Annotated in this window: 17 protein-coding genes; 5 read left to right on the top strand and 12 right to left on the bottom strand. The window is 58.6% G+C overall.

Features of this window, described 5'->3' with window-relative positions; genetic code table 11:
* Positions 1-333: 333 nt before the first annotated feature.
* Positions 334-906 (bottom strand): hypothetical protein, encoded by a 573-nt coding sequence (locus ACVIHF_RS26750; RefSeq protein ID WP_028343337.1) that lies wholly within the window; start codon positions 904-906, stop codon positions 334-336.
* A gap of 190 nt (positions 907-1,096) precedes the next feature.
* On the opposite strand from ACVIHF_RS26750, the gene ACVIHF_RS26755 reads away from it, so the two are divergent.
* Entirely contained in the window at positions 1,097-3,961 is a 2,865-nt protein-coding gene (locus ACVIHF_RS26755; protein ID WP_316395695.1) for a penicillin-binding protein 1A, read from the top strand.
* A complete protein-coding gene (locus ACVIHF_RS26760; RefSeq protein WP_456792808.1) occupies positions 3,958-4,980 on the top strand; it encodes a hypothetical protein in 1,023 nt (340 codons plus the stop codon). Before ACVIHF_RS26755 ends, ACVIHF_RS26760 begins: the two co-directional genes overlap by 4 nt.
* A 719-nt stretch (positions 4,981-5,699) precedes the next feature.
* Here ACVIHF_RS26760 and ACVIHF_RS26765 read toward each other — a convergent pair.
* The 3 genes from ACVIHF_RS26765 to ACVIHF_RS26775 all read right to left on the bottom strand — a co-directional run bounded on the left by ACVIHF_RS26765 (position 5,700) and on the right by ACVIHF_RS26775 (position 8,145).
* Positions 5,700-5,894 (bottom strand): helix-turn-helix domain-containing protein, encoded by a 195-nt coding sequence (locus tag ACVIHF_RS26765; RefSeq protein WP_456792809.1) that lies wholly within the window; start codon positions 5,892-5,894, stop codon positions 5,700-5,702.
* Positions 5,895-5,944: 50 nt separating this feature from the next.
* Positions 5,945-7,672, bottom strand: coding sequence for a hypothetical protein (locus ACVIHF_RS26770; RefSeq protein ID WP_456792810.1), 1,728 nt, complete (start codon positions 7,670-7,672; stop codon positions 5,945-5,947).
* A 170-nt stretch (positions 7,673-7,842) separates the two neighbouring features.
* Positions 7,843-8,145 carry a hypothetical protein gene (locus ACVIHF_RS26775; protein WP_456792811.1) on the bottom strand — a complete coding sequence of 101 codons (303 nt, stop codon included), beginning with the start codon at positions 8,143-8,145 and terminating at the stop codon, positions 7,843-7,845.
* Positions 8,146-8,823: 678 nt separating this feature from the next.
* On the opposite strand from ACVIHF_RS26775, the gene ACVIHF_RS26780 reads away from it, so the two are divergent.
* Entirely contained in the window at positions 8,824-9,102 is a 279-nt protein-coding gene (locus ACVIHF_RS26780; RefSeq protein ID WP_456792812.1) for a hypothetical protein, read from the top strand.
* A 225-nt stretch (positions 9,103-9,327) separates the two neighbouring features.
* Here the strand turns inward: ACVIHF_RS26780 and ACVIHF_RS26785 are convergent, their stop codons facing one another.
* From ACVIHF_RS26785 to ACVIHF_RS26800, 4 genes are all read right to left on the bottom strand, one after another.
* Positions 9,328-10,044 carry a ribonuclease E/G gene (locus ACVIHF_RS26785; protein ID WP_456792813.1) on the bottom strand — a complete coding sequence of 239 codons (717 nt, stop codon included), beginning with the start codon at positions 10,042-10,044 and terminating at the stop codon, positions 9,328-9,330.
* 94 nt (positions 10,045-10,138) lie between these two features.
* Complete coding sequence (locus tag ACVIHF_RS26790) at positions 10,139-10,885, bottom strand: hypothetical protein (protein ID WP_456792814.1); 747 nt, start codon at positions 10,883-10,885, stop codon at positions 10,139-10,141.
* On the bottom strand, positions 10,882-11,361 hold the full coding sequence (locus ACVIHF_RS26795; protein ID WP_456794126.1) for a terminase large subunit domain-containing protein: 480 nt from the start codon (positions 11,359-11,361) through the stop codon (positions 10,882-10,884). The genes ACVIHF_RS26790 and ACVIHF_RS26795 overlap by 4 nt, the downstream gene beginning before the upstream one ends.
* Positions 11,362-11,480: 119 nt before the next feature.
* Positions 11,481-11,816 carry a hypothetical protein gene (locus tag ACVIHF_RS26800; protein WP_456792815.1) on the bottom strand — a complete coding sequence of 112 codons (336 nt, stop codon included), beginning with the start codon at positions 11,814-11,816 and terminating at the stop codon, positions 11,481-11,483.
* Positions 11,817-11,858: 42 nt separating this feature from the next.
* On the opposite strand from ACVIHF_RS26800, the gene ACVIHF_RS26805 reads away from it, so the two are divergent.
* Positions 11,859-13,436, top strand: coding sequence for a hypothetical protein (locus tag ACVIHF_RS26805; RefSeq protein WP_456792816.1), 1,578 nt, complete (start codon positions 11,859-11,861; stop codon positions 13,434-13,436).
* A 90-nt stretch (positions 13,437-13,526) separates the two neighbouring features.
* Here the strand turns inward: ACVIHF_RS26805 and ACVIHF_RS26810 are convergent, their stop codons facing one another.
* A complete protein-coding gene (locus ACVIHF_RS26810; RefSeq protein WP_456792817.1) occupies positions 13,527-13,769 on the bottom strand; it encodes a hypothetical protein in 243 nt (80 codons plus the stop codon).
* Positions 13,770-13,840: 71 nt separating this feature from the next.
* Here ACVIHF_RS26810 and ACVIHF_RS26815 point away from each other — a divergent pair, with 71 nt between their 5' ends.
* Entirely contained in the window at positions 13,841-14,785 is a 945-nt protein-coding gene (locus ACVIHF_RS26815) for a hypothetical protein (RefSeq protein ID WP_456792818.1), read from the top strand.
* 3 nt (positions 14,786-14,788) lie between these two features.
* Here the strand turns inward: ACVIHF_RS26815 and ACVIHF_RS26820 are convergent, their stop codons facing one another.
* The 3 genes from ACVIHF_RS26820 to ACVIHF_RS26830 all read right to left on the bottom strand — a co-directional run bounded on the left by ACVIHF_RS26820 (position 14,789) and on the right by ACVIHF_RS26830 (position 17,144).
* Positions 14,789-15,025, bottom strand: coding sequence for a hypothetical protein (locus ACVIHF_RS26820; RefSeq protein WP_456792819.1), 237 nt, complete (start codon positions 15,023-15,025; stop codon positions 14,789-14,791).
* On the bottom strand, positions 15,025-15,243 hold the full coding sequence (locus ACVIHF_RS26825; protein WP_456792820.1) for a hypothetical protein: 219 nt from the start codon (positions 15,241-15,243) through the stop codon (positions 15,025-15,027). Before ACVIHF_RS26825 ends, ACVIHF_RS26820 begins: the two co-directional genes overlap by 1 nt.
* Before the next feature lie 698 nt (positions 15,244-15,941).
* Positions 15,942-17,144 (bottom strand): SCO family protein, encoded by a 1,203-nt coding sequence (locus ACVIHF_RS26830; protein WP_456792821.1) that lies wholly within the window; start codon positions 17,142-17,144, stop codon positions 15,942-15,944.
* Positions 17,145-17,154: the final 10 nt, after the last annotated feature.

The following is a 17,154-nucleotide window of genomic DNA, read 5'->3' on the forward strand; positions in this document are numbered from 1 at the left end:
CTCAGGCGGCCGGCGTGATCAATCAGTCGTCGAGCAGGAAAGCTCCCGGCGAATGGAGCCGTATCGTAAAATGTCGTGGAATAGCGAACATTTGGCGCTCCCTAGGGATGGGGCAGAAATGAGTGATTTCAGTGGGTTAAAGAAAAGTTTGGGCAGCAACTGCCTTATTGCTTTTCAAAGCGCTTCAGAACGGCTGCCCAAACGTACCCTATGAAAGCCGCGCCTCGCCGCCAATGCCGCAAACTCAACGGCGACGGCAGTTGAGCACCTCGCCGCGCCTCATGGCGTCCAGGCGCCGTTGTTACGACTGCAAATCACTTCAAGCGGAAAACTTCACTCATCCAATTTCTTGCTCAGTTCAGCATCGAGCTTGTTCCGGTCGACAGACTGAAAGAACGTGATGGGTCTGCATTTTCCTTCGAAATCCGCGAGGACGACGGCTGTCCACGGACTCGTGGTCTCGCCCGAACCGTCGCGGGTGTCCGGCATGACCTTGCGAGCAGCGATCACATACCAAGCGCGACCAGCCGTTGCCGCCTTCGCAGCCGCAGCGAACTCATCCAATATTCCACGCAGATTTTTGCGCATTTCTTCTTCAGTGTCACCGCGGAGGTATTTTCGAGCCGACTTTCCCGCCTCCCCGTACTCATGATGAATGTTCAACTGCAGTCGGGCATCGTCCACTTCGATCTTGGTCACCCGTGCCACCGCTCCGCCTTCGCGAAGATAGTCTCGCACCCGGACGTCGCAGGCAAAAAATCTGTCCGTGGGAGCGGCGCTGGCAGCAGGGGAGACCGCGGCAAGAGCCCGGGTGCTCCTTTTTCTAGAAGCAGCATCCGCAGGCATCGCGGCGATGGCGGCGCTGATGAGCGCCACGGCAAGCACGACTGGAAGAGGGGCATTCATGGGTGCGCTGCCAATACGGACTTTTTAAAACGCGCTGGCCGCAGCGTTGGTTCCGCGGCGCGGCCGGTCGGAGCAGTGCTGAGGGCCCGGAGAAGCGGGCGGCGGCGCCTCGGGAACTTTTTCCTCAATACAGGCTTATTCAATATTGTTCGGGACCTTACGGGGGCGGCTTTTCGACCGTCGGCAGGTCATGGACTCGATTCTCATCAAGATCTTCGCCACGGCGCTTGCCTTCAGCCAGGTCACTACCCGGCCGGATGGGGTCAAGACGGAGTTCGATGCGGTGCGCGACCGCGTCGAGGTGGCGCAGCTTTTGAGTGCCGGCTGCGTCCACATGCGCAAGGCTTTCGACATCGAGGACATCAACCTGGACGATCTGATTGCCACTGCCATGGATGACAAGGAAGCGTTGAGCAGCGAGATCAGGGCACTCAAAGGACTGAATCTGGCCGACCTCCACGTAGCCTACAGGCAGTTCTGCAAGGTCGAAAAAGTTGAAGGCTCTCCGGTCGATCTCGGTCAGGTCATCGCTTTCTACAACAGCGCGGTCAAGGATCTGCCCGACGCCGTGCAGCTTAAAGACCTCAGGCTTCCTGTCACCAGCGTCATCCTCGACAACAAGAGCCAGCGCCTTGCCGAGATTTACGCGCCGAACAATCGCCGCATCTGGGTCAAGCTTGCGGATATCCCAGAAGCGGTGCGCAACGCTTTCATCGCCGCCGAGGACAAGCGCTTCTTCCAACACACCGGCATTGACGAGCGCGGACTGGTCCGCGCCTTCATCGGCAACTTCACGCAGCCGGGCCGGCCGCAGGGCGGCTCGACCATTACGCAGCAGGTCGCGAAGAACCTGCTGGTGGGCAACGACATCACCTACGAAAGAAAACTGCGCGAAATGATCGTTGCTTCGCGCATCGAGCGCGCCCTGACCAAGGCAGAGATCCTCGAGCTCTATCTCAACTCGATTTATCTCGGTCGCGGAGCCTGGGGCATCGAGATGGCGGCGCGCAGCTATTTCGGCAAACCAGCCAAGGCGCTCTCCGCAGTCGAGGGCGCCCTGCTCGCCGGGCTCGCCAAGGGACCGAATTACTTCAATCCCGACCACCACCCTGAGCGCGCGCGCGAGCGCCTTGCCTATGTGCTGAGCCGCATGCAGGACGACGCCATGATCGACGCCGCCGCGGCGCAAGTAGTATTGCCGCAGTTCGTGGAGTACCGGCCGACGCGACGGGACTTCGGCTTTCACTTCGTCGATCACATCGGCCGCGAGGCAAAGATGGTCGCGGGCCTCGATACTCTCACCAATTCCTCCTACACGGTGCGCTCGACCGTCAACTCGGCCTTGCAGCGCGTAGTCGAAGCGACATTGCAGGAGGGCCTCGCGCGGTACGAGCTGAACACCGGTCGTTACAAATTTGAGGGACCCGAAGCGAATATTTCCGATGCTGTCCGTCTGATTGCGGCAGACCCGAGGGCCACCGAACCGGCTTGGCGCGTGGCGTTGAAGACGACGCGGCTACCTCTCTATGACGTTCACTGGGAAGCGGCGGTCATCCTGGAGAATACGCGTGGCAAGCGCGGCCATGCGATCAACGTCGGTCTGACTGACGGAAGCATCCTGCCGCTGAACACCTGGAGCAACGCGATCCGGCGCGGTCTCAAGCCGTACGACGTGGTCTACGTACAGGTGCGCGAAGCCAAGGGTAAGCAAGCGGCGCTTGCCGATCTGCGCATTCGACCGACCGTGCAGGGAGCGGCGCTCGTACTCGGGAACGAAAGCGGCCGCATTCTCGCGATGGCGGGCGGCTTTTCGTATCCGGCAAGCCAGCTCAACCGCGTCGTCCAGAGCCTGCGGCAGCCCGGCTCCACCTTGAAGCCGCTGACCTACCTCGCCGCCCTTCGCAAGGGATTGCAGCCCAACACGCTGGTGATGGACGAACCCATTACGCTGGCGCCGATCGGGGCGACGGTTCACGCGCGCCAGCGCGATTTCTGGTCGCCGAAGAACTACGACGGCGGCGCTATGGGCCCCATTACACTGCGGCATGCGCTGGAAAACTCTCGGAATCTTGCCACCGTGCAACTGCTCGCGACCGGTCTCGACGACAGCGCCGAGCGAGGCCTCGACCGGGTCTGTGATGTCGCGATGGAAGCGCAACTCTACAAAGAATGCACGCGCCACTATCCGTTCGTGCTCGGTGCCCAAGCAGTGCGGCTCATCGATCTTGCGGCGTTCTATGCAGCGATCGCCAACGAAGGCGCACGACCCCAGCCCCATGCGATCGAAACGATCGAACAGGACGGTCGCCCAGTCTACCAGCACGATCCGCATGCGGTCTCCTGGATCGGCCCCGCCGACCGCGCATCGTTTTACCAGCTGAAGTCAATGCTGCAGGGCGTGCTCGCGCGCGGAACCGCGCGCGTGGTAAAACATCTCTCGCCCTATGTCGGCGGCAAGACTGGTACCACTGATAATTCGGCAGATGCCTGGTTCGTCGGTTTCACAAATGACGTCACCATCGCCATCTGGGTCGGCTACGACAACGGCGACGGCGGGCGCCGCACGCTTGGGCCCGGCCAGACCGGAGCGAAAGTAGCGCTGCCGATGTTCGAGCCGATCGTGCAGGCAGCCTGGGAGCTGCACGCTCCGAGGACGGTGTTGAACGGCCCTTCGCGCGAAGCCATGCATCAGCTCGTTGCTCTGTCGATCGATCCTTATACGGGCGATCCGGCATCGGCCGGCTCCGGGCGCGCTTTCACCGAGTACTTGAAGAGGGATCCATCGGGCAGAATCAATGATTCGCGATTTCGGATTGTCTCGCGTGCAGAACGCTACGCCTATCGTGGCGGTCAGGACGAAAACGACGGGCCATTCCAGCAGTGGTCCCACGATAACCGCCTTTACGGCGATAACCGGCCGCCATTTCCATTCCCGACCTGGCGTCTTGGTCCGCGCGAATATCCCTCCTCGCGCGGATATCCCGATGACGAGGACCGCCTCCCGCGACCGCCGCTTCGAGTCGATCCCGATTATTTCTGGCGGCGGCTGAATTGAGCATTGACGCCATGAGACTCTACCGTGCCGCTGCCCTCATCGCCGCCTGCGTGGCCGCCTGCACGGGCGCGGAAGCGCAGGAATTCCAGTTGGAGGACGTGCCCGGAGCCGCCAGCGTTCCGATCACGCAGATCAAACCGCTCACGGTCATCTTCGCCGACCAACGCAACGACAAGCTCGCCGATTCCTCGACCGGGCTCATTCCTTTCGACGATTGGGCCCGCTCACGTCCGGTTCAGCGGCGCTTCCTCTCGCTCTTCCCGACCTTCGTTGAGCCCACGCTCAACCAACAAGCGAAGCTAAAGCTCTCGGTCTACCAGGCGGAGGCGCGGTTTCGACTTCCAAGATCGGCAGCGGCAATGGATCTGTCGCGGTATGCGAGTGTCGCGTTCCTCGAGCAGATCGATCCGGCAGTCAAGCACCGGCCGATCACGACGGGCGATGCTGTTCCCAACAAGGACGCGGGCGCCGCGCACAACCGTCCGCCGAATCGCCGCTGGTGCGAGGACGCGAAGGCGATCTGCGTGCAGTCCCGCTACATGTTCGAAGGGAAAATTCCGTCGGGCATTCAGCTTGCCAACAAGCTGCGCGAGGAGAGCAAAAAGCCCATTCCGGATTTCATCGAGTTCCAGAGTGAGATCATGTTGGTCACGCAGCCGCTCCTTGCCGAGCTGCCGAGCCTGACAGGGCTCGATTCCACAGTCACCAGCGCGCTCGAGCAGAACATCTTTTGGGTCAACCAGGTCATCCAGTTCGGCAAGCTGCTCGCGGTTCTGCAACAGCATCCGACCGAGCGGGAAGCCGCCATCGCAACGGTCTATATCCTGATTGCGGTCAGGAACGACGTGCTGAACAAGCAAAGGGAATACAGCAATACACCCATTCTGCGGAACCTCGTGCCCGCGCAACTGCTGATGGGCAAGAGCTCCTTCAACAGCGGCGCTTCGCTGAGCGCCGGCCTGCCGAAATACGCCAGAAGCCGCATCAAGGCGATCGCCGACATGATGGAGCGGGAATGAGCAAATCGTGTGTGGCGACGAATGGACGCCGGTAGATGGACAAATCGCGTTGCAGTCGACAGGCGTCTAAGAAACCCCGAAGAACTGGCAAACAGTCACCGAGCCGGGGTAAGACTGCTGCCCACCACCGCTTGCAAGATCAGTCGATCGACGGGTTGACACTCCCGATCGGGACTCACATCGCAAAATGTCGTGGAATATCGCGTATTTGGCGCTCCCTAGGGAACTGAAATAAGAACGCGAACTCAATGCCTTACGGAACTGTTTGGGTAAGGCACGCCTCATTGTATTTCAAGGCGTTTCAAAATGACCACCCAAACTGGAGCGTGAGAGTCATAAGATCCCAGCCTACTTTTCCATGACTGTCGAATGAGTGGACTTCAAATGGGAGCGACACTCGAGCAGGTGGCCTGAGCGCCATCATCGAGCAGCTGTTCAATTCCGACGTCAGGATCGGCGTGTGTGCCGCGGCCTCACTGGAAGATGCCTTCAGGTATCCGATCGGCATGTTCAACAGCAAGGTTCCCGACGAAGCCCGGAAAGCATCGACAAAGCACTTCGCTGAAGGCCTTCGCCCGGTCAAAACGGCGCTCAAAGCGAGACCAACCGACGATCTCGTCCTGCTTTCGGTTTGGAAGGCTTTGTCCTGGCACGTCACTTGGGGAACGGACAAGGCCGGCGACGCGGCCCGTAGCCTCGGAAACGGTGCTCGGAGACGATCACGTTGTCTTTCGCAGGTGCATCTCAACGCGTAGACCAGCCATTGCAGCCATATTCACGAGGGCATCCAAGCCAAAGACGTCGACCTTGCCCCGCGTGAGATCGGAGATACGGGGCTGCGTCACGCCGAATAGCTTGGCAGCTTGTGACTGACTCAATTGAGCTTGGGAGATATGTTGCTTGAGCGCGAGCATGTGCGTCTTCGTTCCTCGATATTCCGCCGAGCACACGCATCGCGGCAATGCTACGGAACGATCCAGCGCCAGCCGCGGGCTGTGATCTCGTCGCTTGGAATGCTCACTTGCCGCGCATTCTCGTACAGCCACGCAGTTGTATTCCTATCCTGACGACCATCTATCGTTACGTCGACGGCTTGAGCACTCCTCAGATTGACGACGAGCGCCTGTGCATCATCCGCCAAATCGAGTTCTACAAAGTCCTTGTCGACCCGCGACGGAGCATTAGTTGGCCTGTTGCGCCATAGCGCAATCGTGCGCTTGTTTTTTCCTAACGAGGCGTTCGAGCGCTTGATAAGGGCGAACGAAGTCAGCGTCAAAACCGAAGAGCCAGGATCATCAGCCAAGTTGGTCGCGTACAGGCCGGGCCAGCGATTCTTTATTTGAGGGCCGTCCATCAAAAGCGCAAAGATCAGGTTCGGTCCGAGAGACCTGATTTCGGATACGACTGGATCCGCGCGCGCAAGGTCCTCACAGATCACCGCGGTAAATGCAGATTGAGACCGAAACACATCGATATGGAGGACCCGTTCTTCAATCGTGAGATATTCCCACCAGATACAGTCCGTACTTAGATCAGCTTGAAGACCGTAGGTCCGGATCTGTGAGTCGTCGACCCTCCACCGATGATGCTTTCTCCTGGAGTGCGTCTCGGCGATCCGGTTTCCCAGCTCTTCGTGCATGACAGAAAAGACGACCTGATTGCCCTTTCGCCTATTGCAGTCCTCTGAAACGCCAGCAATCAAGAATTCGATTGACGGCCATTTGTCACGAAGATGCCTAACAAGCTCGTCATACGTAGCCCAGTCGAGCGAATATTCGGGCAGAACTACGCCATGCACATCACCATCGGCCCGCAGTAGAAGTTCGTTCACGAAGTCCACGAATGAGCGACGAGCACTAGGATCGCTCCAATGGCCGTCACGGACCACCTTGTTCTTTTTCGGAGTGAGCCATTTTTGCTCTACGCGAAATCTGCCCCACTTCATGTCCGCGGGACCGTTATGCACATCTCCTTTGAAACAGCCATCAGGCATATCGTAGGGGAACGGGACGAGGAGTACGCCCAGATCGTCCAGTCGATCCGAAGTGCTCGACCATAACTGATGATGCCAATAGACATTCGGGTGACCATGTGGACGCAACATAGTCAGGTTGTGGCTCAGCGTTCTCATGGTGCAACCCACGTCTGTGGTGCGCCCCTTTGGAAGTACGCGAACAACATCGCGAGAGGCATCGACCGCCAAGCTGTCGAGCGCTACGTGCCGGCTCAAATGCCGATCGTCCGACCGAAAACGGCCTGACGGAATCAGTAGCTTTTCAGTGCGATTAATCAGCAAATACGAGGCGAGCTTGTTTGCCCAATTCGGATCTGCGCCATCGTCGGCGAATGTCTCGTAACCACAGTTGATGCTTGCCTCGTCGGCGATCACCAGCAGCGCATGAGCAGCTTTCCACCATGGGAGACTGGGTCGCGTTGCTTGGCCAATAACAAGCTGCTTGTTGCGGTGGGACCATAGCTCCGCCCAGAGCTTGTCGATCTCCGGCTGCCGCTTGAATACATTGGAAGCCCACCGCTTGCCGATCTTGCGCCAAGCATCCAGTTGCGCCGCTCTGGGTGCTTGGGTTGCGCCAGCGTAGTTCACCTTGGTCGCACCTCTTGTCGGCGCGAACGGAGCAACGATGTAAGTGTAAGCTCCTGACGCCTCAAGCAAATGGGCCACGGCGCCGAACATTTCGGCTGGTAGAGCCGGCGGCAACGACAAACGACCTGTATCGGGATCAGTCCCCTTGGGAAATACTCTTTCCAGCTCACTCCCAACAGTCGCGAACGCGCGAGAAATCTTCGCGCGTGACCGGCGTTTCCTCTTCATCCCCCCTGCCCCCGCAATGAGGGGCGATTGTACTAGGAGCTCTTAAGTCCCAAGACGCGGTTCAATACAGCGATGCCCGCGTAGCCCGCTTGTTCCCAATCGCCATTGCTGATTGTCTTTTCCCGCGTCTGCCCCGGATACGCAGCCGCAAACGACGAGCGCGCGCGTTCAGCGTACTTTCCAATCAGCTTTGCTGCGTCTGGATTGGACTCGAGCAACTTCAAAATGTCCGGGTCGCCCCGAGCAGCGCCAAGCGCGAGTGCGAGCGATCGCATCTCGTTGCTCTTTGGGAGCGGCTTCAACCGGCGCTTCATTTTATCGTTGGTGCTGCCCATCTGACTGGATCGAAGTGTGGCGGGAAAGTGTTCACGTGGCGTTAATACCAAGCCTGTACGCGCGAGGTCAATGACCATCTCTCCGTACAGTTGCACAATCGCACAGGATCGTGACGGAGCCATGGCGCATTGGTAGCGCCGCTGGTGTGAATATAAAACCTACCCGACCTCGTTCAATGAGCCAGGTCACGGTCGCAAATCGGTGATCTCGGCAGAAATGTCGCACCCGAGAAACGCCGGAATCTGCAAATTTTTATAGAATGGGTATTACCTAAACTATAAAATTCAAATCCCCGACTACAAAATTCAAACCCTGGGTAATACCAAAATACAAAATCGAATTGACTAGTAGCGGGTCCTGGTATTACCTAATTGCTCTATGGCGACTCGGAAAAAACCCGCGAGACGAAAATGGAGCAATCGGAAGCGACCGGCAAAAGTGGGCCGGCCGCCTACCGGCAAAGACCCGATGCTCTCGTTTCGAGCCTCTGAAGACCTCGTTTTGCGGATCGAACGCTGGTCAGCGCTCCGTGGCATGAGTAGATCAGAGGGCGCGAGAAATCTGATCGAGCGCGGGCTTGCCAACTCGATTATGTACTGGAACGTGCCCTCGAACAACTAATTCACGTACATACTTCGTCGAACGCTTGAGAGATCAGCCATCATCCCACTGCGAGCATGGAAGGCCTTACGCCGATCCATCTTGAACAGTCTCATCTGAACCCCGCCTCGTTGACGCAGCTGATCAACCGGCAGGGCTCACCCGATTTTCATACCGGCCTTTTTCAGTTCATCGCCGAAGCCTCCAACGCAGAGCATTGTGGGGTCTATCTGCTCAGCGAACGCGATCTTCAAAAGCCCGGCGCGTTCAGCAAGACGGGTCAGGCAAATCCGGAACCTTCGTCGATCGCTATATCCATGATGGTCACTGGAGATCCGATCCGACGACGGAAATGATCGATAAGGAAGCACATTCGCACAATCTTCCTAATCGAGGTCGACGCAGCATCAGTCGGGCGCCGCGCTTTTGAGAGGAAGCTCTTTCTTTCCCAACGCATGCATCATCGGCTGATGATGTGCTGCAGAATGAATGATGGTCTCGGCGTGCTCTATTTGGTTCGCTCGCCGCAATACGGGCCGTTCTTGAACGATGAGTTGAGGAAGTTCGGTCGTACCGCTTGTCTATTGATGCCCCTGGTGCTCATCTACGATCTCCGGCTCGACAACGTCGCGCGCAGCACTCCTTACAAAAACGCCCATTCCTGTCGGAACGTCGACGTTCAGTTGCTCCAATCGCAGACGATCTTCTGGTGACTGGATTGCTGTGCTCACCCTTAGCCCAATCGCAGTGTTGGGCGCCAACACAAGGAATTTACCCTCGATCGAAAGGAAAGTGCTCAGGATCGCACCTTTTTTTTCAGTATCATTCTTCACCACTTGCACCAGCATCACCTGACGACGCTTAATCACATCCTGAATGCTGAGACCCTTGCGAACACGCGCGAATCTGCGATGGGCGCTTCGCTCATTTTCATCATCAATGGCATCTCCGAACTGCGCCTCCAACTCGTAAAGCATGTCGTGACTTAGATGAGCTGCGAGCTCCCTCCTCTGCTCCGTGGGGAGTTGATAGTAGTCCGGATGAACATCGCTGAATGGCAGAAAGCCAGGTCGTTCGGGGCCGAACTCGACATACGCACCATCCAAGGCCGCTTCAATCCTGGTGACCTTAGCAAGATAGATATTTCCGACTGCGGACGGCGACGGCGGTTTAGTTGATTGGATTTCCGATGAGGGAGTGCGCTTCGTCGTTGGACCAGGTTTCAGTTGCTCCTCGATCCAGCTCATCGCATTGCTAAGCCAGCTGAACTCGGTGCGGCCAGCTGCGAGCTTTGACAAGGGATTTTCAGCTGACCGAAACAAGTCCAATTGAGGTCTGAACCGTTCGCCTAACTTCACCAACGCCGGCTTCAGATCGACTGGAGAGACGCTATCAATGCCCTGCGTAACAAGCCCGGCGAGCGCGGTGAACGGCTTTGATTTTTTTTAACCCTTCGGCTGCGACTAGGGTGGCTGCGGCGGCCAACCCGATCAGAGCGGGCGACCCCGTCGACGCAGCCAGAGACAAGGTCCCGATGCCGGCTCCCACGGTGAGAGTTACGGTTAGATTGCCAAGGAGCCCGGTCGCGACCGTGCCGCTCCGTTCGGGATTTGCTCCCCGACCGATCTTTTGCGCAGCATTCAACGCGGCAGATGCAACCGAAGGGTCCACCACTTCGGGCTTATTTTGCAAGCCGCTGGCAAAATCGACCGCCGCTGATCGATAGTCGGCTTCCTGCTGCTGGTTACGTCGATAACGCTGCTCTGCTTCGTATGCCTCCAGGCCATCTCGGGAAGCGAGAATGAACGATCCATGAAGTTGAAGCAGGCTGTCCACCGTCTCGCGAACCGGCGCATCCAGCGGAGGCAGCTCTTTGTCACTTGCGACGGCCCTCTCGGCATTCGACAGCCTCACCCCTTCAACGTAAAGCAGAGAGAAGTCGATCTCCTCCAATGCCCGCTTGACCAAATCGTTGTATGTCTTGGCGCGCTCGTGCAAATAGCTGTGAGGCGCATTTCCCAACCCCGACGTTTCGACAAGTCCCTGCGATAACTCACGTAGGGTTGGATGCATCCTCCGCAATCGATCAACGTTGTTCCCCTGGCGATCGAGTGCCGCTGGCGGGGCGAATTGGATCACGCCGTCCTGATTAATCTCGAAGTGTGGTCCATATCCACCGCGTCGGCTATCCCGCTGCGAAGCGTCGGGCGGCCGACGGGCGAGGCGTGGATAAGGCCTATCGTCCCCTTTTTCGGATTGCCCAGGTATTCATTCTGCAGAATGTCGCGCGTTGCTTCGCCGGTTACCGAGGCTGCCCAAGCATTGATCGGCTCATTAAAGCGCTTGCCGACCCACCAGCTCGGATAACGCCCGGTGAGATGCATCGACGTCTCGGCGGCCCCGCAGAACGTCTTGCCCACCCGGTTGCCCGCCAGAAACAGCCGCTCCCGGTTGGTGGCGCCGAGAGCGTGAAACTGCGCCTGCTTTGCGTGAGGTACATACTGAAGAAGCCGGCGCCGTTCTTCAGCAAGCCAGTCATCGGCGTTTGCCGCAATCGAGCGGGCATCGAAGTCTACGTTCCGGAGCTTTCCTTGATGGCTTTTGCAACGGCGGATACCAGGGCATCAGGCACTTCGCTGAAGTCCTGCTTGGTGACGAGCGGATTGTCCTTGTCGCCCTTGAGAGTGGTCTCGGTCTTTTCGCCGTAAGTTTCACGGTTGAGCTTGGAGGCCTTCTAGCGCGTGTGGGCACCCATCTCCTTCAAGACATTTACTAGCGGCTTATTCGCCGCGTCCTCCAATCCCATGCCATAGACTTCCGCCAGCCTCGTCTCGTGTGCAGTCAACTGCAATTCGACGCCCTGCCGCTGCGCCTCATGGCGACGTGCCGAAAATTCCTTGTCAGCGAGCCAGCGCCACCGGGTGTCCCAGCAAACCATCCCTTCAACGGCGTTGATTTCAACCGCTGTCTTGCCCAACCGCAGCAAGCTCAGGTAGAGCTCTTGAAGCGCCGCAACATCCTGCTCCGGAATCGGGGGACGGCCTGCACGAGAAGACTTCTTATTGCTCACCCCTGATTATGCACACAACAGCGATTCCCTTGGCAAGCCACTATGTCTGAGCCCGATTCCGAACAGGCCAAGAAGATATTTCGCGGTCGCGGCTTCACTGCCAGCGAACGCCTGCTGGCCGACCTTGGCGACCACGCCTTCCTCGATCTCTGGTCATACCCGAATTTGTTCTACGAGAAGAAGAAAGGCGGCAAGGGCGATGGCAAAGAGATGTGCGATATGCTCGTCGTCTGCGGCGATGACATCATCATCTTCAGCGACAAGGCCATTAAATGGCAGGACGACCGGCCTTTGGACGTGGCATGGCCCCGCTTCTACCGGAATGCCGTTGAGGAGGCCGTGAAGCAAATCAACGGCGCGGCAAACTGGATCGATCGCTTCCCTGATAAGATCTTCACCGACCCGGCCTGCACGCAGAAGCTCCCCATTGAACTGCCGCCAGTGGCGACCCGGCGCATGCATGGCGTTGTCGTGGCCACGGGTGCTCAGGCCGCCATCAAGAAGCACTACGGTGACGAGAGCGGGTCATTCCCCATTGTGCCGCAGTACAAGGGCCGAGATGCCGTCGACTTCAAGTCGCCCCACTTCTTCCCGTTTTGCATCGGAGACGTGAACCCAGACGGGATGTTCATCCACGTCTTCGATGACCTCTCCATCCAACGGCTGATCGAGCACCTGGATACGATTACGGACTTCACGCAGTACCTCAATGAGCGTGCCCGTTACATCCGTTCGGATAAGCTCGGCTTCGCTCAGGGCGAGGAAGAGCTGCTTGCCGTATATCTCAACTCGACGATGCGGAACAAAGGCATCCCGACGTTTGAGCTGCCCAGGCCTAAAGGGCTTGAAGACCATGCGAGGATGACCTTAGACGGCGAGTGGCGGGCATACCTCATCTCCGACGAATACTTCACGAAGACGATGGCCGATGAAGTCTCATACATCTGGGACAAGCTCATCAAGCTCTTCACCGACAACATCATCGCCGGCACCAGCGTTGAAATCCTCGACACGGCTCCCGACGTCGCCCTCGCGGAACGTGGTCTGCGCTACATGGCGCTGGAAACTCGGTTCTTCCGGCGCATCCTGGGTCACAGCCTGTACGAGCTGCTGCAGCGCGCACAGCAGCACAAGGAGTACAGGCACGCCCGCACGGTCCTGCCAACTGAGGGGAGCGCGACGCGGAGGCAGGCATATATCTTCCTCGTGCTCGCCTACCCGCATGACTTGGAGAAAGCTGGCGGCCTGCCAGGCGGGTACGAGCAGTACCGGCAGGCGCGGGCCGCAATGCTCCAAGCTTACTGTATCGTTCTCCTGTACATCAACCGCGACATCGACGTCGCCGTCGGCATTGCTCTGGACGCTCGCTGGACAGAGATGGGGAACATAGGTGGCTCGGAAGACCTGATGGCCATATCCGTCGATGAGTGGACGGATGAGGTGGTGGCTGATGCGCTCAAGGCACAGGAACATTACGACATTTACCGCAAAGACAAGATGCAATACTCGAACACGCAGGCGACAAACTATCCCAGCAAGGCGGACAGTCCATCCAAACAGAAGCGGGCGCACCGGCAGCGGAAGAAGAACAACCCGTTCCGGAAGCCGAAGAGCAAATAAAAGGCGCTCCCTGGAGCGCCCTTCATAATGGCCGCTTCGTTTCCCAAGACAGCCCCCGTCGATACTCACGGGGGCTGCGCTTGTCTCCCATCACTGCACCATGCGGATCAGCCGCAGGCTCAGATAACCACCGAGCGCGAGGAACGTCAGCCAGAAGCTGAACTGCGCATCGACATGGAAATATTGGGCGGCGGGTAGCGACACCAGCGCGCAGACGGCAACGCGTCCCTCTTCGCTCATGCCCTGTGTCAGCTTCCGCAACAGGTCCAGCAGCATGCGAGGCAGGCTGTCATCGTTGCGGGGGTGGTGGTTGGGGTTCTTGTGGTCGGCCATCCATGGGTGCGATAATGATTCGACCTGCCGTTGTAGTCAATCGACATTACGTCACTTGGATTTAGACACTTATGAGCGGTTTTGCTGACATTCCTCCTGTCGTTATCGAATTCATCCGAGCCGAGTTTGCCAAGGCAAACGACACGACATCGAATTCCACGTTCTTCCATCCGAATCTGCACGAAGAGCAACTTGACTTCAGCCTTGTGAATTCCCTCTCCGCGTCTCCGCCAACATTCTTCGCGGCCGAGAATGCGGCGGTGCAGATTGAAAGCCACTGGCTTGGCGGTCGGCGCATGTGGCGACGATGGGAAATTGCCGACATCGCCATTTTCATCATTTTGCGGCGAAGCGGGTATTTGGATTCTCGCAAGGTCGCGCTGCTGCAGACCAAGCGGCTCTATTCCCGAGAAATCCCGGTCGTGGGCTTATCGTTGTCTGACTATGTGATTGGGGTCGGCCGAATTGCCGACCGCACCGACCCTTCCTTCCCGCTCTCCCGTCCACGATCCTTCACGTTCGATGAGAACTGCCGCTACAACGCGCTGCGCCATGGCCCAAGCTCAGAGCCAGAGGAAGAGCCTCAGCCCGAGCGAATCGACAACGACACGGCCGACAGCGGAATCCCGGTTTATTATGGCTTCTACAATCCGCCGGAGTTGCCCGTTTTCGCGACTTACCCGCACAACTCGACTGCGCTCGCTCCTGCGCAAAATATTATCGGCAACAGAGTTCAACCGGCCCCGGCCGTCCACGCTGTCTTGGCTGGACTTCCCGCAGGAACTGCGCCTTCGGTCGCCGACCTGAAGGCCTCATCCCAGTTTGACGATAACGACCCGCAGTCTCAGTTGGGATGGCGCCTGGAGAACTTTATCGCGGACGAAGTTCTGCGCTGCAGGCAAGGCAAGCTTTTCACTGACCAAAGCGATGAGAACCTGCGGCGATTGCTCTACGAGCGGTCAGCTCCCCTCATGTCGGCGATCAGCATCACCGTCGACCTGGGCGGCAAGGACTGACCGTCAATACTGCGGAAGTCTCAACAGCTCTGGCAGCCGCGATATCGCCAGAGCGATCCGCCGCGCCTCATCCCGAGTGAGATGGGCGTCGGCGTACTGGTAATCGCGCGAATGCAAATCGTCGCGATGGACGACCGAGCAAATCCAGAACCCGTTGCCGTCGTAGACCCGGAAGCACTGGTCGCGCTCTTTGCCCTCTTCCATCCGCCACGGCGCGGGAAACCGCTGCAGGTTGTCCATTACTTCCGCCTGGATGAAGGGGTGCCGTGGATGGCCTTACCGTTTGCGTAAGTGGGACGCTGCATCAGCGCCTCGCCGAACAGGCGGTTTCGCTCGCCGATCAGCTCGTCCACCTTGTTTTGCATGCGTTCCAGCAGGGCAACGGCTGACGCGGTACTGATGCCGGCCCGCTGGAGGTCGAGAATGTCCCTTTGTTGCCGCTTGATCTGCACGCGCATGCGGGCGATCTCGGCCTTGATGTGGTCGAGTGTCTTGAGCCAAGTCCCCCACCAGCAACCGGGGAGGCCGCGAACGATAACGCGCCAGCCTCTAAAGCTGGAAGTGCCGCATAATGTCCGCCGCGACCTGACGGTGAAACGTCAGTCGAAGGGTGAAAGTGGATCTCGGTTTGAAACGCGGGCCATTGCCCCGCTGACCGGATGAGGAAGACGACCTCAGCTTCGACCGTCTCGATGTCCAGCTCGCTCCTGTCCACGGCGTCCATGTGGCACCAGACGCTCAGGGTCGCCTTATCGTTTCCATGGCGCCACGCGTAGCCGTGATACCCGTTGGCGCCGACAGCCTTCATGCCATAGCGGAAACGCTCACCAACGCTCCGCTTTGTCTGACCGACGTATACCGGCTTCCCGTCAATGCTGACGATGTAGAGCTTTGGCATGTCGTTCGTGGCTAAGCCCGTGAAGTTGTTCCTACCCCTTGCGCAAGTCGGGACGCACCTATCCGGCGTCAGAGCCACATCAACGACTTACCGCTGAATTGTAAATCGCGTAGCAACCCTCGATCGCTAATAAGCTCAGCGCCCCCCCGATCGCGCGCAACAACGCTGCCAATATCGGTGGCCCCCGGCAGCAAATGATCATCGCCAGAAACTGCCGCCGGCTCCGCTTGACACCGTCGTGTCTTAGCATGTGAGGCGTCACTCGTCGCTACAGGCCCGTTTGAGCAGCGAAACTCTCGCAAGTCGAGCCAACTCGGTAATCACCTGTTCGGGATCAGCCTGGAGTCGCAAGAACGTGTGAGTAATTTTGCCGTCGCAATCGAGCAAGTAGAGTTCAACGCGGTGGTCATTGACTTGGTTACCGATATAATTGACTCCCAGCTCGAAAGCCTCAATGACGCCGTCGAACTGGTTCGACACGCGCATCATCTTGCAGTCCGCGCCAAAGCGCACGCCTTTGGACTCGCCGTACTGGCGCAGCACGGCGGGCGTATCCCGCTGCGGGTCGTATGTGATCGCCGCAATCCTAACCTGATCATCGAGGCCGGCATCTGACACGCGCTGGTGAATGCTCACCAGGTTATAAATGGTCAGAGCGCACTTTCGCGGGTTCATGCAGGTCGTATAAAAGAACGCCAAAACGCTCGGCTTGCCCTTGAAGAACTGGTGCCACTCGAACCTGCGACCGTCCTGGTCCTCGAGTTCAATGGAAGCAATATCCAGATCCTTGCCGCTTGTCACAGCGCGGGAATCGATAAGCGGCGCTGAACCACAGCAACACGCTTTGGGAGACTCCGCAGCAGATGGCCGCAACGTTTCGATGCAGCGCACGATCGCGGCGCGAACCCGCGGACTGAACCGCTTGCTGAAGGTGGACGACAGGGTATCGAGCTCGGGAATCACGTGACGGGCCTGAGGACCCAACCAAGCGAGGGTGTCCAACACCTCCAGCAGTGCCGTGGAGAAACTGGTGAGCGGCCACTTCACGTCGTATGTCTCGAAGGTCACCGGCTGGTCGTTCTGCCAGATGTTGTAGATGGAACGGATCAGGTAATCGGCCAGTCGCGCATCGGGAGCCGCCATGCCCCGAACCGCCCGGGCTGCGGCGGCCACCAGGTTCGGATGAAAGGAGGTCTCCAGGACTTCCACGATGTAGGGTAGCGCTTGATCGGGCAGACCGGTGTCATGGAATGCTGCCATCGCGTAGGCGCGCATCCGCGCCGCGGAGCTGGCGGACCGGCCGTTAAAAACCGCATGGCTGACCGCCAACAAAGACACCAGATCCGGCGCGGACTCGCGACCGCGTGACCGTAGCTGGTCGACCAGCGCGGCGAACGTTTGCTCCGGCAGCGAACCGTCAAGCCGGGGCGCCTCAGCCTGGATGACCGGATCAGCACGCATCAAGGCATTG

Source organism: Bradyrhizobium sp. USDA 4506 (assembly GCF_054058795.1).